Origin of the sequence: Bacillus sp. DX3.1 (genome assembly GCF_030292155.1) — a bacterium.
GTDB lineage: Bacteria > Bacillota > Bacilli > Bacillales > Bacillaceae_G > Bacillus_A.
Window position 1 is genome coordinate 619,310 of sequence record NZ_CP128153.1, and the last position, 20,274, is coordinate 639,583.

The following is a 20,274-nucleotide window of genomic DNA, read 5'->3' on the forward strand; positions in this document are numbered from 1 at the left end:
TTCATACCAATCCCCCCTTTTTAAATTCAAGCTTAGTTAGCCGGACGGTTGAATCTTATGTAGATTCTGCAGAGGTAAATAAGAGATCAAATCAGTAGAGTGGATAAGAATTTATCCATCATTTACATTATACCGAATTTTCTTTTAATTTTGGAATAAAATTTATAGCGTTTGTGAGTGATTTCATTTTGATTCACAAGAATGTTTAAGGACATCCTCGCATACCTTTTATAATAATCCGATTGAACAAGGAGATGGGGGAGGAGCTATAATGGATATTTTAAAGAAGATTGAGCAGCATCGAGAAGCAGAAGAACGTTTACAATGGGAAGGTACGTTTGCTGAGTATTTGGAGCTTGTAAAAGAAAGACCATGGGTGGCACAAACAGCACACTCTCGTATTTATAATATGATCAAAGATGCTGGAATTGAAGAAGTAGAAGGTAGAAGAAAATATAACTTTTTTAGCAATCAATTATTTGGACTAGAAGATGCATTAGAGCGCCTTGTTGAAGAATATTTTCATCCGTCTGCCAAACGTTTAGATGTTAGAAAGCGGATTTTATTATTAATGGGTCCAGTTAGCGGTGGGAAATCGACGTTAGTTACTATATTAAAACGAGGTCTAGAGACGTATTCGCGTACAGATCGCGGAGCCATTTTTGCTATAAAAGGGTGCCCGATGCATGAAGATCCTCTTCATTTAATACCACATCATTTACGGAATGATTTTTATGATGAATACAATGTAAGAATTGAAGGGAACTTGTCACCATTAAATGTGATGCGTTTAGAAAAAGAATATGGTGGAAGAATTGAAGATGTTATTGTAGAGCGTATCTTCTTCTCAGAAGATCGTCGGACGGGAATTGGTACATTTAGTCCGTCTGATCCGAAGTCACAAGATATTGCTGATTTAACAGGTAGTATTGATTTTTCAACGATTGCAGAATATGGTTCAGAATCTGATCCACGTGCGTATCGTTTTGATGGAGAATTAAATAAAGCAAATCGTGGCATGATGGAATTTCAAGAGATGTTAAAGTGTGATGAGAAGTTTTTATGGCATTTATTATCTCTTACGCAGGAAGGAAATTTTAAAGCAGGGCGATTTGCACTTATTTCAGCAGATGAGTTGATTGTGGCTCATACAAATGAAACAGAATATCGTTCTTTTATTTCGAATAAGAAAAATGAAGCTTTGCATTCGCGAATTATCGTGATGCCAGTGCCATATAATTTACGTGCTAGTGAAGAAGAGCATATTTATGAAAAGATGATTCAAGAAAGTGATGTTTCCAATGTGCATATTGCACCGCATACACTTCGCGTTGCAGCAATGTTTACGATTTTAACACGTTTAAAAGATTCAAAACGTCCAGACATCGATTTACTTAAGAAGATGCGTTTGTATGATGGAGAGATGGTAGAAGGCTATAATACGATTGACGTAGAAGAACTGCAGCGTGAATATCAAGATGAAGGTATGCATGGTATTGATCCGCGTTACGTAATCAATCGTATTTCTTCAACTATTATTCGAAAAGAAGTGCCATCTATTAACGCGCTTGATGTATTACGCTCTTTAAAGGATGGTTTAGATCAACATGCATCTATTAGTAATGAAGATCGAGAGCGTTATATGAATTTCATTTCACTCGCACGGAAAGAATACGATGAAATTGCGAAAAAAGAAGTACAAAAAGCGTTCGTGTATTCATATGAAGAATCGGCTAAGACGCTTATGGATAATTATTTAGATAACGTTGAAGCGTATTGTAATAAATCGAAATTACGCGATCTGTTAACAGGAGAAGAAATGAGTCCAGATGAAAAACTCATGCGCTCCATTGAAGAACAAATTGGTATTTCAGAAAATGCAAAGAAGGCTTTCCGTGAAGAAATCTTAATCCGTATTTCTGCGTATGCTCGTAAAGGAAAACGTTTTGACTATAACTCACACGAACGTCTTCGTGAAGCGATTCAGAAAAAACTATTTGCTGATTTAAAAGACATTGTGAAGATTACAACATCAACAAAAACACCAGATGAAAATCAACTGAAGAAAATTAATGAAGTGGTGGCGTGCTTAATCAATGATCATGGCTATAATTCTACATCAGCAAACGAATTGCTACGTTATGTAGGGAGCTTACTGAATCGATAGTTTGATAATAAAACGCTGTCTCTTTTTAAAACGAGGCAGCGTTTTTGTATCTATATAAATACAAATTAAAAAAACGAGATAAAACCCTTCTTTTTAGGTGGGAGAGCATTCGGCCATGCATAGAAGCGGTCAGATCCTTTTCCTGCCCAGACATAGTGAAAACAAAGAGAGAAAACGAGTGCAGGTCACCTTTTGTTATCCATAGCCGTGGCTTATACGTCGAAAAATCAAAATGGATTTATATAGCATGATGTACATTGCTCGAAACTTTACTTTATCCTGCTGAACGAGTAGTAATATTCTCGCTGATCAGTATATAGGCTTGTCCAAACATAATAAATTAAGATGCAATTCCATGAATTTATTGTCAATTATTTTTCTAATGTGCATATGATAGAGTAACCAACCATTCATACAGAAAAAAGTCAACACAATACAATATGTTGCAGAACGAAAAAGTGTGCAACAATGCATTGTGTTTCTTTCGTATCAGCTGAAGAATTTTGATTTCCATATCTTCGCTGAGAGTATTCTGAGTGACAGGTAAAACTGTTATTCGTACACTTATGATTCAATGAAACAAGTAAGTTCTAATGAACAGTTATTTTTCATCTATTTTTGTTGTATGATCATAACCTCAAAGTCGGATAGTATTGTCTGTTAAAACGGAATAAAGAAAAATACAGTAAGGAGGGAAAGGGATGGGCGAAGAAAACCAAAATAATTATACAGTGTCACAGGAAAACTGGTCCCTCCATCGCAAAGGACATGACGATCAACAACGCCATCAAGAAAAGGTACAAGAAGCGATTAAAAGCAATTTACCAGACCTTGTGACAGAAGAAAGTATTGTTATGTCTAATGGTAAGGATGTTGTAAAAATACCAATTCGTTCTTTAGATGAGTATAAAATTAGGTATAACTATGATAAGAACAAACATGTTGGTCAAGGAACTGGAGATAGTAAAGTGGGCGATGTAGTCGCAAGAGATGGATCAGGTGGCCAAAAGCAGAAGGGACCAGGAAAAGGGCAAGGGGCAGGAGATGCAGCTGGGGAAGATTATTATGAAGCAGAAGTGTCTATTTTAGAATTGGAGCAAGCATTTTTCAAAGAGTTAAAGCTTCCTAACTTAAAGCAGAAAGAGATGGATGAAAATCGCATTGAACATATTGAATTTAACGACATTAGAAAAACGGGTCTATGGGGAAATATTGATAAAAAACGGACGATGATATCAGCCTATAAACGAAATGCGATGAGTGGAAAGCCATCTTTCCATCCGATTCATCGGGAAGATTTGAAATTCCGAACATGGAATGAAGTGTTAAAACCAGAATCGAAAGCGGTTGTATTAGCAATGATGGATACGAGTGGATCGATGGGAATTTGGGAGAAATATATGGCACGCAGCTTCTTCTTTTGGATGACGCGCTTTTTGCGCACAAAGTATGAAACGGTAGATATTGAATTCATTGCTCATCATACCGAAGCGAAGGTTGTTACGGAAGAAGAGTTCTTCTCAAAAGGAGAGAGTGGCGGCACGATATGTTCTTCCGTTTATAGAAAAGCACTTGAGCTCATTAATGGAAAGTATTCGCCGGAACGTTATAATATCTATCCATTCCACTTTTCAGATGGAGATAATTTAACATCGGATAACGCTCGTTGTGTGAAGCTTGTGCAAGAATTAATGAAAGTATCCAGTATGTTTGGATATGGAGAAGTGAACCAGTACAATCGTTCACCATCTACCCTTTTTTCTGTTTATAAAAACATTGAGGATGAGAAGTTTAGATATTATATATTGAAGAATAAGAAGGATGTTTTTAACTGTTTAAAAGTTTTTTTCTTAAAAGTAAATTAAATAGAGGAAAGATTTAATCTTTCTTCTATTTAAGAATTTTATAACGCTCCCAAAACAAATAATTTGTACATTTTCACATGAAGATGTCAATTTTCTCGTTTTGGGGTACTTGCTTTTATTAGCTTGATAGCGATGGGGTAGCACCACATACCAAAGAATAAACCGAAAAGAGCTAAAATAAAAAGACGTGATTGCTCACGTCCTTAGTATGTCATGATAAAATTAGATTGATACTAATGTATATCTTGTTGTCAAAATCAACTATGTGCTTAGGTGAGGTTCGGTGAACCGTACCATACCCCGGCCCCCCTCTACCCTCAAAAACAGCATCAATTCGCATTTAGATCCTCTCTTAATTTGCCAAGCCACAATTTCATTGATATATAAATCTAAAACCGGTAACAAATCGATTTTCATCTGTTTGGAAATTTTACAGACTTTTACTACTACTTCTTCTGCTAAGGCATGTTTCAAAAATAACTTTAATAATGAGATTAGAATTTTCCTCTTTTAATGCAACAAATGCAGTCATTTCCTGTTCGGTGCTTTCAAAATCACTATTCTTTACATCGGCTGCCTACCTTTTGTGGGAGCTTTGTCCGCGCAGACTAATGATTTAAACGTCAATCATGAAATGCCACACGGATAAACTTCGCTTTTTGACAGGGATTACCATTATTATCAATTACCCAGAGCATGTAATAACCCGGAGGTGCCACATTGCCGTGAGGTGGGGCTGTCACTTGTATCTTGTTTCCACCTTTTTTGTTAATTAGGACCCCAACGTATCGCTGATCATTGTTCGTGGAGTGAGTAACCGAACCGTTGCGGATAAGAGCCACACGCTGGATGTTGGTCGCTGGTTGATCGAGAGCGATTTCGAATGGTTCGTTGTAGTGTACGACTCTAGGAACTTGAGTAATCTGGACTCGGTTAGACACGCTTATGTAATCCGGCTCGTAAAGTTCAATTTTCTTGACGCCGACCTTGTCGGGATTTCCAGTATCAGCGTCTTTGTTGCCGCCAGCTACCCAAACCTTACCGTTTGGCAGCAGTAGAGCGGTTGAGTGATAATTGCGCGTATACTTTGCTTCTTGCTCTAATTCCACCGACCATGAATCGGATCCAGTGTAAGTGCCGGCGTTCCAGTTGATGCCCGGATTATATATTTCGGTTCTAAGTACACCTTGTTCAGGTTTTACTATGTTCACGCCACCCACGAGGCACACTTCGCCATTGGGGAGAATCACAGCGTTACTGTATACGCGTGTAAGCGTGCTGACCCCGGCAGGACGTGTTGAGGTAGGTTCCCATTGCGGCGTCGCAACATTAAGGCCAAGATCGATTTTAATAGATGTGGTGTCACCACAGAAGAGTACTCGCGGGCGGTAGTCCTCCTCCGGAAGCAAGGGAAGCAGTACAGCTGGCCTGCTCCAGTCCAGATATCCAGCAAAACTGGGTTCAGGGATCTTGTGACCCTCATAATTACCGGTATCAGGGTTGTAGCGTGTACTGTAATACGTCCCTTCTCCTTCTCCCACGTGGGACTCAAAGTCTCTTGGCATAGGAGTGGCGAAGAAAATCATTCCGTCAGGTAAAAGAAATGCACGAGGATAAAACAGGTGTCGCACATTATTTTCACCGGATTCTAAGATGGGATTCGCCATCCGTTTAGGCAGGTTGGTCCACATATTGCTTTCTAGATTGTAGCGCTCAGGCAATGTGTTGCGGTGGCGGAAGTCCTTTTGCTCGGGGTGTCCAAAAAAAGCGATGATATCACCATTTCCAAGGGTTACAAGACCGGGATACCAACGGCCGCCACTAGATTCTTCGTTAGGCTGGTCAGGATTTTTGTTCATCCGGTCCGCTTCAACCCATTTGCGGTTCCGTGCGTTATACAGCCAGCATCGACGATGACCTGGAAAGTCATGCTCGTGATGGTGATGGTCATCTGGATCTGGCCATTTGGAAGTGCCACCGGCAATCAGGAGACTACCGTCAGACGCGAAAGCATGATGGCAACAGAATACATCTGAGTCAGGTGAATCTACATTTATTGAAAGAATCGAGTGTGTCTTCACATCATAGATTCGGGTTTTCTTAAACTTATCCCCGCCAGCAGACTCCTGCTGTTCAATCCAATGCTCGTCACCGCCAAGCAGTAGCACTTCTCCATCTTCGCCAGTAGGCAATAGCGCAGCATGCACTGCAAGGATTTGAGAATCAACGATGTTTTTGTTCCAAGGCATATTATGCTCCCCCTTACTTGCATTAATATTTGGGGTGTGTGGCTGGTAGTTACAGCTCGCACGAGTCTGGCTCATCCCCTATCTTAAGTATTGTTTTGCAGTTAGGATAATATACCAATTTAAGGTGAGTATATCTATTGTGCTCAATATGTTGTACCACCCCTAAACAAAGGCAGCATCAGAAAAACGCACTTTTAACACATATTAGAATACAAACCATTGCGGAAACCGGCCACTCCAGCAATGTTCTCTTAGGCTTATTCCTAAATTTTGGTTCCATTATTCCAGCGGACAATTTTACTATCGGGAAAATCTAGTGTTTTAGGAAAATCTTTTGTTGGTACTTTAGAAGATTACCACCGACAATGTCGGTTTCAATTTTACCGTAATCTAAATTGGCCGCTGGTACTATTACTCCCTAAACCCTTCCCTAAATTCCTAACGCATTATTCTGTTAAAAAGGGTATATTCTTACCTTTTAATGGAAAACATTATATTGCATTAGTAATAATTTAAAGGAGGTTAAAGATATGGCTAAAATGAAAATTGAGGTTTCTTTAGAGGTTGTAGTTGATGAAACGGTCAGTAAGGAGGATATTTCCAATACCTTGGAGAAAGCGCTTGAACCTTTAAAGTGTAAGGTAGATAGTTTTTCAGACGTGGTAGTGCGAACTGTGTCTCATGCTGATGGTGGTCCAATAGGTACCGGTTATGCAAGTAGATTGTGGTCGAAGGCTACTTGCCAGTAGGATAATTTAAAAAAAATTTAATAGGATAAACTATATGTAATTAAGCTTAAGAAAGTAAGTTAGTCTGGAAAACATAACAAGTCAAAAAAATTAAATGTATATGAAGAATTGTAGGTGAGGATAAAAAATGAATAACAATTCGGTTTTGTCTATGGCTAGTCATCGTCTTCTTTCTCTCGAGGGAGATGATGTGGCAATACTAGCTGATCGAAGTACTGGTTGGTGCATTGTAAATACAATGGAATACGACACTATTAGTAAGTATCTAAGTGAAAGTAAACAGACTCTTGAAGGAACAGACATAAAAAGCCAGAAAATTATAAAATCATTATGGGAAGCGGGTGTCCTTTATGCGGATGGGAAACCCCATCCTGATACAGTACTTGTTCAGAACCCGTATCCTAATGCACTTTTATTAAAATTAACAGGTGCATGCAATTTTGAATGTTCTTATTGCTATGACTATGACGCAAAGAGATTTAAAGCACGTTTAAATTTCGAGCGAATTAAAGAGATTATTTCTTTTCTTTTATCAAAACAGTCTAGTTTATCTATTGCTTTTCATGGGGGGGAACCGTTATTACGTTTTGATTTAATAAAGGAAGTTGTTAATTTTGCAATTCGAGAAGCTGGTTCTGTTTCACGGATAGGTTTTTCAATACAGACCAATGGTTCCCTTTTTAATGAAGAAGTTGTTTCATTTCTAGATAAGTATAATTTCTCTGTTGGGATATCCCTTGATGGTGCTAATGAAGAAAGTAATGCGCTTCGAGTTGTAAACAGAGGTCGGACCCCATGGAAATCAGTACAAGAATTATTGAAACGGTACCCAACTTTTGTTAAAGAACGCTGTGGCTTTTTAGCAGTAGCTTCCCGTACTTCTGCTAGACATATACCCGATTTTGCTCTTTGGTTACAGGATAAGGGAGTAGGTGGGTTATCTATCAGTTTTCTAGATCTTGTAGGGAGAGGTGAAACTCTCTATGATGAGATGCTCACCCCGAATGAAGCAGTTGATCTTTACAAAGAATTATTTCGCATGATTCGTCAGCGGCAAATTGAGAAGCTAGCAATTAAGAGTATAATTGGACGTATGAACAATCTTTTTACTTTCCAACCGCGTGATTTTTGTTACAAAGGTGCATGTGGAGCATCCGGTGATTTCTTAGTGGTTGATGCGGAGGGTTCTCTTCGCTCATGTGACTGTATTTACGATTCTTTTTTTGTATTAGGTAGTAGTAAATCACAAGTACCAGAAAACTCAAAACATCCAGCACGATTAGCTGTATCGAAACGAAACGAATGGCTTCGTGAAAATAGCTCTAATTGCTCAACTTGTGCTGTATTTGGCTTATGTGGAGGAACCTGTGTCGCAAAAGCTATTTCAAATCACAAAACTCCACAATCCGTAGATCCAGTGGAATGTGCTTTATCTCTTTACCTTTATCCCGAATTATTACAAGAATTTGCCACAGGAAACAATATGCCTCTATTTGATTATTATAATATTCATAGACATAGTACAAAGGAATGGAGAGCTAGCTAATGACCTTCACTGATGAAGAAATTTTAGTTGCTTCTTTATCTTCCAAATTGAAAAATCCAATAGCTGTTAGGGAAGAATGTACACAATTTGTTGAGCGGTATGAGACTATAGCTAAAAAAGCAAACTGGGCATATCAACACTTTCTCCGGCGAACAGGAAGTCGTTCTGCTTTTCTCAATTATTTCCAAACTGATTTTCTTCAAGCATGGTGTGATTTCTTTAAATATGCTGCTATGGCTAACTTGAATCAAAAGATTGAAATACCGATTACGGATTATCGACAGAAGCTTATACTTACTTGGCACTTTCCAGAATATCCGCTGTTAGTACCGGGAGTTTGTACCAACAACACTTTACTAGTTACTGCTCAAAAACCTAATTGGATGGTGTCAGCAGCAGGTCTTGAGAATCTTTATTTATTTCGCTCTGGCTCAACAGGAATCAGTCTAATACGTGCTTTTAAAGAACGACGTCCGATTGCAGCAATGCTTGATTATTGTTATGATGAAAGTTCACACATTACAGCCAATTTTTTATCTTACCCGGCTCGAACTCCCGTAGGCTTGTTTACTTTAGCAGAGAAATTCAATTACCAAATCGAACTGTTATCATTTCGTGATACTGAATGTATGGTTATTGACTCTTTTTGGGCTAATCAAGGAACGATTTTGGATAACGTAATTCGTGTTAATCAAGTAATTGAAAAAGAAATTCTTACCGATCCAGCAAGATGGTTGTTATGGCCTTCAGTTGATCGACGTTGGATCGGAACAGATTATGAATCATAAGGGGTATATCCGGGATTCGGCCGAAATACTTGTAAAAATGGGTCACAGTATGGATATAAATTCCATTTTGTGACCCTGTCTAATTTATACCGGGATCTCTCCCTTTATCGGCTGAGGCACATTTATTTTGACAGCATAACCCTTGTTAATCGCAATTTTGGGTTGAAAATGGATTTTTCACCTGGATTCCTAAACGAAAACCGCTAATTTAATACACAAAGCAAATTTCCACCTAAAAAAGGAATTCCTATAGCTAATGATTAACTTTTCTATTCTTCTTAGAAATTGAAGTTTAACATTCCTAAAAACACTCTAATTCGATATCCAACCCTCTTAAAGTTACACAGAGTCAATGATTTTGCGTAGATAACTTATAAAAACGATGCATTTGAAAGTGATTACTTTAAGTTATTATTGGGAATAGTATCAATTAGTACCATTTTTGGAAAGTTAATCTTCCTTTTTTACTCCTCCATAGGCCTTAGGAGTTATCAGTTATATAAATTAGAGTATATCAGTGGGAAGCAGAAATAGGAAAAATGTATGTATTAAAAATTCAAATTGATTAGAAGGTGTAATCCATGCAGGAAAAAGAATCTCATTCTGAAAAATCATCATTACTAGAAATCGGCCCACATGAAGCTTCTAAAATCGTTAAGAAGTATGCGGAGAACCAAAAGATCCAGATAAAACTTACCGAAGAACAAATGAAAGTAATCATTGATCAGTGGAAGGACGCAGATCCGCTAATGCCTGCTGAAATCAGCTTTTACGTAGGGGCTCGTCCTATGGCTAATCTCAAGGTAGCTGCTTATTACTACGCTGGGGATACATGTTGCAGTATTGAATGATAAAAATTGTAGGTGTAGAATATGGAAAATAAATATACGAATCCAATTTGTATTCGTCGATCTCGTTGTTTGATTGCATTTTGGGAGGGCAGTTCCCTTGTAGTGGAGAACTACTTGACCAACAAGCAGACTACCATCGCACCACTGATTGTACAACTACTCCAAGAAATTGATGACTACCACCCTAAAACTTCTGTATTGGAGCGATTTGGAGAAATCCCTGTTGCCAATGAGATTATCGAAGAATTGCTTAAACAGGACGTGCTTATCATTCAAGGATCAGCGTTGGATACAAAAGAGCGTTTGATTGAAGAAAAGTGGAAGTGGAATCAGGACGTACGATATTTCCATTACTCAACCCAGCATGTGGTGTATGAGGATAACTTTGAAATTCAGCGTACAAGTTTGGCTCGCCTTGCACGCGAGATACCTCCGCCAGATGCATTCAAAGACTACGGTCGCTCCGATGTCAAGCTTTTAGGATCCTTTGATGAACCCTCAGGAGAGTTCTGGAATGTGCTTCGTTCACGTCGGACCAAAAGATCATTCGCTCAACAAGAGATATCATTATCCGATCTTTCCAACATACTCTTATGGACGTGGGGGCGAACACATTTAATCACAGATCATGAAGTCGGCCCCTATATTCTTAGGACTAGTCCTTCAGGAGGGGCTCGCCACCCTATAGAGGTGTATCCTATAATCCTGCGCGTCAATGGTGTTACGCCGGGAATATACCATTACTCCGTAAAAAGACATGAATTAGAATGTCTAAGAACGGGCATGTTTACGGATCTTGCTGTTCGTCTATGCTCCAACCAGGAATGGGTACGTGACGCAGCGGTAGTCTTTTTTATGACAGCTGTTGTTAATAGAACCATGTGGAAATACAAACAGACTAATGCCTATCGTGTTATTCAATTAGACGCTGGACATTTAGGTCAGACATTTCATCTAGTTTGCACTAGCCTAGGTCTAGCACCCTTCACCACAGCCGCTACCCAAGATATTGCGATTGAACAAGAGCTTGGTATTGACGGAGTGTCTGAGATTCCTATTTACACGGCGGTAACAGGTGTACCTGCCAATGGACTCTCAAGAAGTAGCAAAGAAGACTGAACGATGCGGTCATACTATCATTTCTTACGCCGTTCTCCTAGGAAAACTCCTTCGGGCAGCGGTTATGAGAAACATTATATAATCCCGTTCAGAGCAGAATTTTATAAAGCACACTTCATATTTTCCTGTTGCTCTTTTTCACAAATTGGTTGAACATCTTTCTCCTGTTTTTTATCAATAGTTTATAGCGTTTGATTGCTTGTTCACCTAAATAAACAGTTATTTATAGAGATTATGATCACATTTATTAAGAGTTATGTTCTTTAACAAATAACGATTTACTTACACACTTAGATATTATTTTGTAATCTATCTTCTTTGTATAAATCGGAATAAAAAGGCAACCATAATAAATGGAAACTATTATAATAACCATAAAAGAGGTGTTTAAAGTGTCTGAGGAAAAAATAGAAAATTGTGAGCGATCTAATATAGAAGAACGATTCTTCAAAAGACGTGATGAACTGATCGAAAAATTAGGAACACTCGATAAAAATGTTGTAGCTAATTTTTGTATGTCAACTATCAATAAAATTGATGACACGGGACGATTTTCTGACTCTTGGCATAACAGTTGGAACAAAGACGGTGACTTTACCGATACTTGGGGAAAAGGTACGCTACCTATATAAATATGTTGTAGCTAATTTCTCTATGTCAATTGTCGATAAAAATGGCTTGGAATTATTTAGTACTCTTTGCATAACAGTTGGGGAAAGTGCTCTGACTTTACCGATGTTTGGGGAAAACCAATACCACGGATAAAGTTAGGGCATACCAAAATTCCCCTAAATGAATCCGTATATACCCTTAATATCAAGAAATTAACTTGATATTATAGTATGAAAGGAAATTAACATGACTATTAAATTAATTGTTCTCCAACCCACTTCCTTATGTAACCTGAATTGTCAATATTGTTACGTACCTGGCAGAAAGGATTCAACAAGAATGAGTGAGCAAACATTAGAAAATGTCATTGCTAAGGTGCTGAGAAGTTCAATAGTTGATGAAAATGTCGAGTTTCTTTGGCACGCTGGAGAACCTTTGACTGTAGGCATAGACTTCTATAAAAAAGTTATGACCTATATCCAAAAACATAATAACCAGGATCGCCGAATTCGTAATAGATTGCAAACCAATGGTACACTTCTAACACCAGATTGGTGTGAATTTTTGTTAGAAAATGATTTTCAGATTGGGATTAGTATTGACGGCCCAGCAATGTTACATAACCGGAATCGTATTGATTGGTCTGGAAAAGGAAGTCACCACTTGGTTATGAGAGGGTTAAAACTCTTAAAAGAATATGGGCTATCTTTTGGAGGTCTCTGTGTTCTTACTCGAGAAAGCCTTAATTACCCTAGAGAAATTTTTAACTTTTTTTACTCCAATGGTTTTCAATCGGTTGGGTTTAACGTAGAAGAGATAGAAAATGCTAATAAATCTTCTTCATTAAAGGATTATGAGGAACATAGTATAATTGTTGAGAAATATCGTTCCTTTATGTCAGAGCTCTTCGACTTATGGAAAACCCATAAAAATGAAATTGAATTCCGCGAATTCAGAAACATGCTAACAAGAATAGAAAAAAAACTATCAAATAAAAATTATTATTCCGTTCCTGACGAAATTAAAAGCCTAGGGATCATAACAATACAAAAGAATGGTGATATTACGACAAACTCTCCAGAGTTTGCAGGAGGTTTGAATACAGAATTTAATAACTTTGTTGTTGGTAATATTAATGCGCAATATGAGTTAGATACAGTAGTGAATAGTAATATATATAATCGTATGCAGCATGAGATTAATTTGGGAGTTAAGAACTGTGCTAGTTCATGCTTATATTTTGACCTATGTGGGGGGGGATCGCCGTCAAATAAATATTTTGAGAATGGTTCTCTATCTAGTACCGAGACTATCAGATGCATACTCCATCACCAAACGCTTACTTCAATCGTGATTGAAAAACTCTTAAACGCATAACATATTTAAATTTTGTAAAACAAACGAATAATATTTGTCGGAACATAAAAATAAGAAAGCTTTGGTTCTGTTGCAAAGTTTTTTTACACATAGAGACATGGGAAGATTGTGGTCAAATTTTATGAAACCGTTAATAAATTCTGTAATTCGTTATACGCCGAAAAGACGGAGTCTGATTGAAGACTTCGTCTTTGTTTGTATATGGCATGAAGCGTTTCTATCCCTTTTATCGTACGTGAGGCATGACGAAGACTTTGAAATCCTAAGGAACGAGCGAAACGGCGCTTCACGTGTCGATGATCTTGCTCAATGAGATTATTGAGATATTTTGTTGTACGATGAAAGGTATTTTTGTAAAAGTCTATCCTCTGTAATTTTTTAAATGCGCAAATTAAAGAAGGAGCCTTATCTGTAGTCAGAACCGTTGGTTCTCCATAAGTTCGAACCAGTCTTTTCATAAAAGCATATGCCGCTTGTGTATCTCTCTTTTTACGCAGTTGAATATCAAGCGTTTGCCCCTCTTTGTCAATGGCACGATATAAATAACACCATTTTCCTTTGACTTTAATATAGGTTTCATCCAAACGCCAAGATAACTGTACCGTTTTGTTTTTCTTTTTCCAAATTTGATACATCAGATTGCCATATTCATGTACCCAGCGCATAATCGTTGTGGGATGAACTGAAATACCACGTTCCTTCAGAATTTCAGACACATCACGATAGCTAAGAGAAAAACGACAATAGTAGCCAACGGCTACTAAAATGATATCTTTCTTAAACTGTTTTCCTTTAAAATATCTCATATTGTCGTGCTCCTACTCATTTTTTCTAAAATGTAACGTGGTTTAGAGAACTTTGCAACAGAACCGTATTGGGCACAAAAAATAGTTATAGGCGTCTAAAAATGCTACGCACAAATATTTTTTAATATATGGATATAAAGAACTATAAAAAGGTTACCTAATAACGTTATTTATTTGTCTGTTCTAGGTGAATTTCATAATTTCCTATTATGAATAATATTTTGTGGTAAGCTTCTCAAATCAAGAAGAAATGAATATCTCTTAAAGGAAGTTTAAAAAAATCAAAATAATATACGAATGACTTATAGAGAAAATATATCGAATTATATTCTAGTGTATAATTTTATTAAAAATTCATCTTTTCTTTTCCACTCTATTTTTCGTAAATAAGTCACTTTTTCAATCACTGATTTGAGAAGGCGATTTTTCTTTTCTGTATCATTTGTTGCGTAATAAGCCTCTAAAACATTTTTGATTTTCGGAACAAATTCATGTATATGTTTTTCTTTTTCTAATATATTTTCAATTTCACGCCTAAGCTCCTTAATTTCTTCTTGTGTTGTTTTCAAGCGCACCGCAATAGATTTCTGCCGTTCTAAGAAAGTGCCAACATCGTATATCCCTTTCTCTAGAAGGTCATGGAGATTGCTTTTTTGTTTTTGCAAATCATTAATTTGCTGTTTTTTCTTTTCTAAAGCTTTTTGCTGGAGCTGAATATTATTTTTTGTTTTCTTTTTCTGTACCATGTTCTCTTGTATCTCAAAGCTTTCGATAATTTGTTTTAAGCCATCAAGTATGCGCTGTTCAACAAGTGTCAAGGATGCCCCTTTTTGAATTCCTTTACAGGATGGTTGTACGCAACGAACTTGAGGATTTGGACGATCTTTCCGTGGTTGATAAAGCATGGAGTGACCGCATAGTTCACATAATAAGATGCCTGCCAATGGATTAGAAAGTTTTTTTGTTTTGATTGTTGGTGGTCTCCAGCGTTTACTATGTGCCATGTTGGCTTTTTGAAATAGTTCTTCCGATACAAGTGGAGGATGAGCATGATTGTGTCGTTGCCATCTTTCTTTTGGTACCTTTTTACGAATGTATTTTCCATTTTGTTTTGTATAACGTATTTTCCCCCAAATAATGTGACCAAGATATACTTCATTTTTGATAATAGATGAGATAGTTGAAGGATTCCAATACTCACCTTCAGGTGGAGAAATTCCTAGTCTATCTAGTTCTTGTGCAATTGCCTGTCTTCCCATTCCATCAGCCATAGATTCAAAAATTTTAGGTATCACCCAGCTTTTTTCAGGATTAGGATAAAGTTTTAAATTATCATCTCGTAAGTACCCATAAGGTGGAACACGAGAGATAGATTTTCCTTCTTTTGCTGAAGCCCTTCTACCACGTTGCATACGTTTCACAATTGTTTTTAATTCTTCTCGAGCAATTAAAGATTTTATACTGAAGGTTAACTCTTGATTTTCATCATTTGGGTTAATGACTTCTGTTGGTGTAATAATGAATGTTTCTGAATAGCGGAATACACGATAAATCGTTCCTTGATCTACCATATCGCCGCGGCCAAGGCGGTCTAAATCCATCACCAATACTGCATCAGCAATGCCAGTTTCCACTTCACGAAGAAGTTTTTGCATCATAGGTCTTTCAGAGATATATTCACCCGAAACCACTTCTTCAAAAATATCAATTATATTATGATGCTCTTTATGAGCGAGTTCTAATAACTGAGTGCGATGACGTTCAAGCGTATCGTAATGTTGCCCGTGCTCCAGCGCCTTTTTTTCTTCTTCAAGATCTTTTCGACTTTTACGTAAATAGATGAAGACATCGAGTTCTTGTGGACGGTACATTTGTTTCACCTACCAGCTTGTCTAGTATTATTGTTATGAATATGTAAGGATAGCTTGTCTTATGAAAATGATAGTTCGTCTTTTTACCTGCATTGCATATATATAGTGCAAGGAGGGATATGATGAAGGAATTTCAGTTTGGTAATACAAAAGTCATTATCCATTCGCCACTTGCATCGATGGAAAAAGAGGAACAAAAAAAATGGTTTCAACAAGAATGGGAAAAGAGAAATCCAGTGTTAAAGTCTATAGTTGAAGCCGCAGTAAGTTGTCAAGAAGATGAAAAGTAAAAAGAGCATTCTCTTTTCTTAAGAGATATGCTCTTCTTTTTTTATTAAATTATTCACTGACATAAATAATTATTTTTCATTGTGAATAGCTTCTTTAGTTCTGTAAATAATAATCTTGATCATTGTTATGTGAAGTAGGTGATGCTTGAGATAAATTAATTCCTCTTTCTAAAGTTTCTAATAAGTAATACCCGAGTGCGTCATCTTGCTGGATCAAGTTATGTAGTAAAGTGCTTGCACGGGTGATTCTATATTTGGTTTCATCTTGTATTAATGAGAAGTTATCCATTGTAATGAGTTGAAGTTCATCTTGCAGCTTTTGTAGTAAGGAAAGCTGAATGGTATCTGTTTTTCCGGTTTCAAGATTACTTAAATAAGCTGGTGATACACCAAGTTGTTTTGCAAAGGTGTTTAGTCCAATGCCTTTTTGAGTACGAAGTGTACGAATGTGTTTACCAAGTTCATGTATCATAAATTTAACCTCCAAGGATTTATTGAAAGGAATAATTAGAATGAAGAAGCAAAAGAAAATTACAATTACATCAGTAAGTTACGTTCACGATCCAACATCAGCTCAAAAATGGTTTGAAGCGTATATTGAGATTGTTGAAAAAGAATTAGCCAAAGCAATTAAAAAGGACTAGCTACTAATTTTGATACATACAGTGTAAATAGAACATCACGAGAGGAGGTCCTGAATTGAAGACAGTTGCATATTATAGAAGTTCCATTGATTCACAAGAAAACTCAATCGAAATGCAACAAAATTCAGTTCTTACTCGCTCCATTGATATGGCATTGATTATCGATGAAGAATATATTGATGAAGCGGTATCAGCCCGAAAAGTCAGTTTAAAAAAGCGTCCAGCCCTACAAAAATTACTACAAGATATCAACAATAACGATGTCGGAACCTTATTCTTATTTAAGCGAGATCGACTAGCTCGAAATGTGATGGAGTATTATGAAATTTATCAAATACTAAGAAACAAGAAAATAAATGTTATTTTAACTGCACCGAATGAGCCGCCAGTGTACTACACACCAATTGGTGAATATCTTGAATTAATTTTGGCGGGTATGGCCCAACGTGAAGGCGAACAAATTATTGAACGTTTAAAGCAAACATTAAAGTCAAATTTCCAAAGTGGTAAAAACCCAGGACGTCTTCCGTATGGTTTCAAATGGAATAAAGAAACGAAAGAAATTGAATTGGTTGATGAACAAGTACAAATTGTTAAAAGGATTTATCAAGAACTTGTATCGGGAAAATATGAATCCTTGAAAGAACTTTGTAGTGTATTAGGCTTGAAGGAAAACGGTAAGTCTTGGACTTCGGCTGATATAAGAAAAATTGCATTAAACCCGACATATATTGGATTGCGTACTATGAATATTTTTGGTGAAGATGTTACTAGTAAATATGAAAGACTTTCCATTATTGATAAGAATACATGGGAAAAAGTATGTAGTATTGTCACCGTTTTATCTCCCCAAAAGACTCATCAAGATTATGTATTCGAACAAGTGTTATTTCCATTGCAAGACTTACTAATTTGTTCGAAATGTAATGAATCATTACAAAAAATAAAGGCTAGAAGAAAAGAAAATTTAAAATATAAATGTTTAAATCATTCTTCAGTTTACGTTTTTAAGAGTACAATCGAACCATTAGTCTTTGAACGCTGCAAAGAATATTTTCATAGCCTACTCACTTTTCATTTTCATGAATTATTTGATCGATATGAACAGAATGCTAAGAAGCAAGTAAAACAGAAAATACAAACCATTGAAGAGAAAATGCAGCTTATGAATGAAAAGTTAATTACAAAAGTAGATACGTGGTATCACGAAACTGATGCACCTTATAAGGAACAGAAAGAAATCGAAATTATGGCGCTGTATGATGAGCTGGCAAAATATAAAAAACAAAAAGAACAGGTAATACAGGAATTAAGTGATGTAAAGCAATTACGTGAAAAGATAAGTAATTATCAATCCTCTATTTCGTTGTCCTATGACGAGATAAAGGAGAATCGACAGTTAGGTTCCTTTTTTCAAGATTTAATACAACAAGTTAAAACCGACGGAAAGAACTGCGAAATTGTTTTTAAACACCCATTCTTACGTACTCAAGAGGTGTTAACATCATGAAGCTTTCTCATATATTACAACCAAATATGAAGGCTGCTTTTTATGGCCGTCATTCTACGGATAAACAAGATATGGATATGCAATTGAATTCCGTTATGGAAGTGATTCGCAAATATGATTGCATTCATACTCATTCTTTTCTTGATAAGGCTGTTTCCGCTCGTAAAAATAAAATTACAAGTAGGAAAGAACTTGAAAATATGTTCGAAGCGGCAAAAAGAAAAGAATTTGATTTTGTCATTGTTTATAAAAGTGATCGTTTGGCCAGAGATCCTCTTGAGCATCAAACGATACGTATTGTCATGAAGACACTAGATATTCCCATCATTATTAGTTCAACCGAAAGTGTGTACAATACTGATACTGACTTGATTGTGCAACTTATGGAAGATGGTTTTACTAAATATGAAGTTGACACCATTATCGCCAGAACACGATCAGGTCTAGAAAACAAAGCAAAACAAGGGAAATGGCTTGGTGGTAAGCCGCCATTTGGTTACACATATGATAAGAATAGTGAGCAATTTATTGAACACACCGAAGAGCTTTGCTATGTAAAAGAAATCTTCAATTTATATGTAAATGGTCATGGGTTTCAGTATATTGCTAATACACTCCCTAACGGTTCCCGCCGCGGAAAAGATTGGGGAAAAGAGAATGTAAAGACGATTGTGCTTAATCCTTTTTATTGTGGTTTATTATCATGGCGCCGACAAACAGATGGAAAGCAAAATGCAAGGGATATTTGGATTGAAGCACCAAACCACTATGTGAAGCCAATCATTTCACGAACGACATGGGAATCATGTTGGCGTATTTATTCAGAAAAACGTAATGGCAACATGGTTCCTAAACATTACAAAACAAGTTTTTTGCTACAAGGGTTGCTTTCTTGTGAAAAGTGCCAGGAACTAATGAAAACAAAGAATCAACAGACAGTAAGTTCTACAAATAAACAGTATGGAGGGAAAATTTATTTTTGCACTAACTGCAAATTAAGAATAGATGCAGACCTCCTTCATGATAAAGTAGTGAATCAAACACTTACTGATGTGAAAATAAGTGGATTTCACAATGTATATCATGCGATAGAACAAAAAATTCAGTATGAGATACAAGAATTGAATAACAATATTCAAAAGCATCAGCGTCTCTTCGAAAACTACACCATCAAACTTCACAATATTACAGAAGAGCTCAAACAGCGTATGAAAAATAACGATGATAAACGTTTTTTGAAGTCCTTAGCGATTTATCGCTTGGATGTACAGCGAAAGCTAGATGGAGTCACACAACAAATCAATGACTTTAAACAGCAAATCACCCTCAAAGAAAAAGTCGAGAAAAGCAAAGAAACATGGTTACATACTTTGAATGAAGTATTTCAAGATGATGTCAAGATTCAAGAAATAAGCGATATGGATAAAAGACGATTTTTATTACCTCTCATTCAATCTGTATCCATTAAAGAAAATAAAAAGCGTAACGAATATGATATTTCATTACAGTTACGAACCGATTTTTCAAAGCGTGATGTAAAAAATCAAATTAGCTTGATTTTGTAAAACAGTTATCACATTGGTGGCTGTTTTTTTGTTATTGATGTATCGGTATTTGGGTTGAACTGTAGATGAAAATTCTTTTGCTACTCGGTGATTAGGAAGGAGTGGTATACCACTCCTTCCTAATCACCGAGTTTGATGCTCTTGAGATAGAGCTTATCACTTAAGGATAAAGGGTTTGTCTTTGTTTATTATTATGGACAGTGATTTGGAGAAATAAACATGCTCGGTGATTAGGGGATTTTTGCAAAAAGAATGATATAAAATC

At 36.6% G+C, this 20,274-nt stretch carries 17 protein-coding genes; 13 read left to right on the forward strand and 4 right to left on the reverse strand.

Annotated features, from left to right (window positions below; genetic code table 11):
• Positions 1–271 precede the first annotated feature (271 nt).
• Positions 272–2,167 carry a PrkA family serine protein kinase gene (locus tag QRE67_RS03060; protein WP_286123480.1) on the forward strand — a complete coding sequence of 632 codons (1,896 nt, stop codon included), beginning with the start codon at positions 272–274 and terminating at the stop codon, positions 2,165–2,167.
• A gap of 701 nt (positions 2,168–2,868) precedes the next feature.
• On the forward strand, positions 2,869–4,032 hold the full coding sequence (gene yhbH / locus QRE67_RS03065; protein WP_286123482.1) for a sporulation protein YhbH: 1,164 nt from the start codon (positions 2,869–2,871) through the stop codon (positions 4,030–4,032).
• A 623-nt stretch (positions 4,033–4,655) separates the two neighbouring features.
• Here the strand turns inward: yhbH and QRE67_RS03070 are convergent.
• Positions 4,656–6,281 carry a galactose oxidase early set domain-containing protein gene (locus QRE67_RS03070; protein WP_286123483.1) on the reverse strand — a complete coding sequence of 542 codons (1,626 nt, stop codon included), beginning with the start codon at positions 6,279–6,281 and terminating at the stop codon, positions 4,656–4,658.
• 530 nt (positions 6,282–6,811) lie between these two features.
• Here QRE67_RS03070 and QRE67_RS03075 point away from each other — a divergent pair.
• The 7 genes from QRE67_RS03075 to grrM all read left to right on the forward strand — a co-directional run bounded on the left by QRE67_RS03075 (position 6,812) and on the right by grrM (position 13,323).
• The gene (locus tag QRE67_RS03075) at positions 6,812–7,030 is read left to right on the forward strand and encodes a hypothetical protein (protein WP_286123484.1); all 219 of its coding nucleotides are present in this window, start codon (positions 6,812–6,814) and stop codon (positions 7,028–7,030) included.
• 127 nt (positions 7,031–7,157) lie between these two features.
• Positions 7,158–8,576, forward strand: coding sequence for a radical SAM/SPASM domain-containing protein (locus QRE67_RS03080; RefSeq protein ID WP_286123485.1), 1,419 nt, complete (start codon positions 7,158–7,160; stop codon positions 8,574–8,576).
• Complete coding sequence (locus QRE67_RS03085) at positions 8,576–9,364, forward strand: lysophospholipid acyltransferase family protein (RefSeq protein WP_286123486.1); 789 nt, start codon at positions 8,576–8,578, stop codon at positions 9,362–9,364. Before QRE67_RS03080 ends, QRE67_RS03085 begins: the two co-directional genes overlap by 1 nt.
• A gap of 581 nt (positions 9,365–9,945) precedes the next feature.
• Positions 9,946–10,215 (forward strand): hypothetical protein, encoded by a 270-nt coding sequence (locus QRE67_RS03090; RefSeq protein ID WP_286123487.1) that lies wholly within the window; start codon positions 9,946–9,948, stop codon positions 10,213–10,215.
• Positions 10,216–10,236: 21 nt separating this feature from the next.
• Positions 10,237–11,334, forward strand: coding sequence for a SagB/ThcOx family dehydrogenase (locus QRE67_RS03095; protein WP_286123488.1), 1,098 nt, complete (start codon positions 10,237–10,239; stop codon positions 11,332–11,334).
• A gap of 392 nt (positions 11,335–11,726) precedes the next feature.
• Entirely contained in the window at positions 11,727–11,966 is a 240-nt protein-coding gene (locus QRE67_RS03100; RefSeq protein WP_286123489.1) for a hypothetical protein, read from the forward strand.
• Between the two features lie 226 nt (positions 11,967–12,192).
• Positions 12,193–13,323: a cyclophane-forming radical SAM/SPASM peptide maturase GrrM/OscB gene (gene grrM, locus QRE67_RS03105; protein WP_286123490.1), complete on the forward strand. Its 1,131-nt coding sequence runs from the start codon at positions 12,193–12,195 to the stop codon at positions 13,321–13,323.
• Between the two features lie 119 nt (positions 13,324–13,442).
• On the opposite strand, the gene QRE67_RS03110 is transcribed toward grrM, so the two are convergent.
• On the reverse strand, positions 13,443–14,129 hold the full coding sequence (locus QRE67_RS03110; protein WP_286123491.1) for an IS6 family transposase: 687 nt from the start codon (positions 14,127–14,129) through the stop codon (positions 13,443–13,445).
• Positions 14,130–14,452: 323 nt separating this feature from the next.
• Complete coding sequence (locus QRE67_RS03115; protein WP_286123492.1) at positions 14,453–16,000, reverse strand: recombinase family protein; 1,548 nt, start codon at positions 15,998–16,000, stop codon at positions 14,453–14,455.
• Between the two features lie 122 nt (positions 16,001–16,122).
• Between QRE67_RS03115 and QRE67_RS03120 the strand changes: the two genes are divergently transcribed.
• Positions 16,123–16,290 (forward strand): hypothetical protein, encoded by a 168-nt coding sequence (locus QRE67_RS03120; protein ID WP_180230687.1) that lies wholly within the window; start codon positions 16,123–16,125, stop codon positions 16,288–16,290.
• Positions 16,291–16,384: 94 nt separating this feature from the next.
• On the opposite strand, the gene QRE67_RS03125 is transcribed toward QRE67_RS03120, so the two are convergent.
• A complete protein-coding gene (locus QRE67_RS03125; RefSeq protein ID WP_286123493.1) occupies positions 16,385–16,762 on the reverse strand; it encodes a helix-turn-helix domain-containing protein in 378 nt (125 codons plus the stop codon).
• A 40-nt stretch (positions 16,763–16,802) separates the two neighbouring features.
• On the opposite strand from QRE67_RS03125, the gene QRE67_RS03130 reads away from it, so the two are divergent.
• From QRE67_RS03130 to QRE67_RS03140, 3 genes are read left to right on the forward strand one after another with little or no spacing between them, the layout of a single operon-like run.
• Positions 16,803–16,934: a hypothetical protein gene (locus QRE67_RS03130; RefSeq protein WP_286123494.1), complete on the forward strand. Its 132-nt coding sequence runs from the start codon at positions 16,803–16,805 to the stop codon at positions 16,932–16,934.
• A 55-nt stretch (positions 16,935–16,989) separates the two neighbouring features.
• The gene (locus tag QRE67_RS03135) at positions 16,990–18,444 is read left to right on the forward strand and encodes a recombinase family protein (protein ID WP_286123495.1); all 1,455 of its coding nucleotides are present in this window, start codon (positions 16,990–16,992) and stop codon (positions 18,442–18,444) included.
• Positions 18,441–20,009, forward strand: a complete 1,569-nt coding sequence (locus tag QRE67_RS03140) for a recombinase family protein (protein WP_286123496.1) — start codon at positions 18,441–18,443, stop codon at positions 20,007–20,009. The genes QRE67_RS03135 and QRE67_RS03140 overlap by 4 nt, the downstream gene beginning before the upstream one ends.
• The last annotated feature ends 265 nt before the right edge of the window (positions 20,010–20,274 follow it).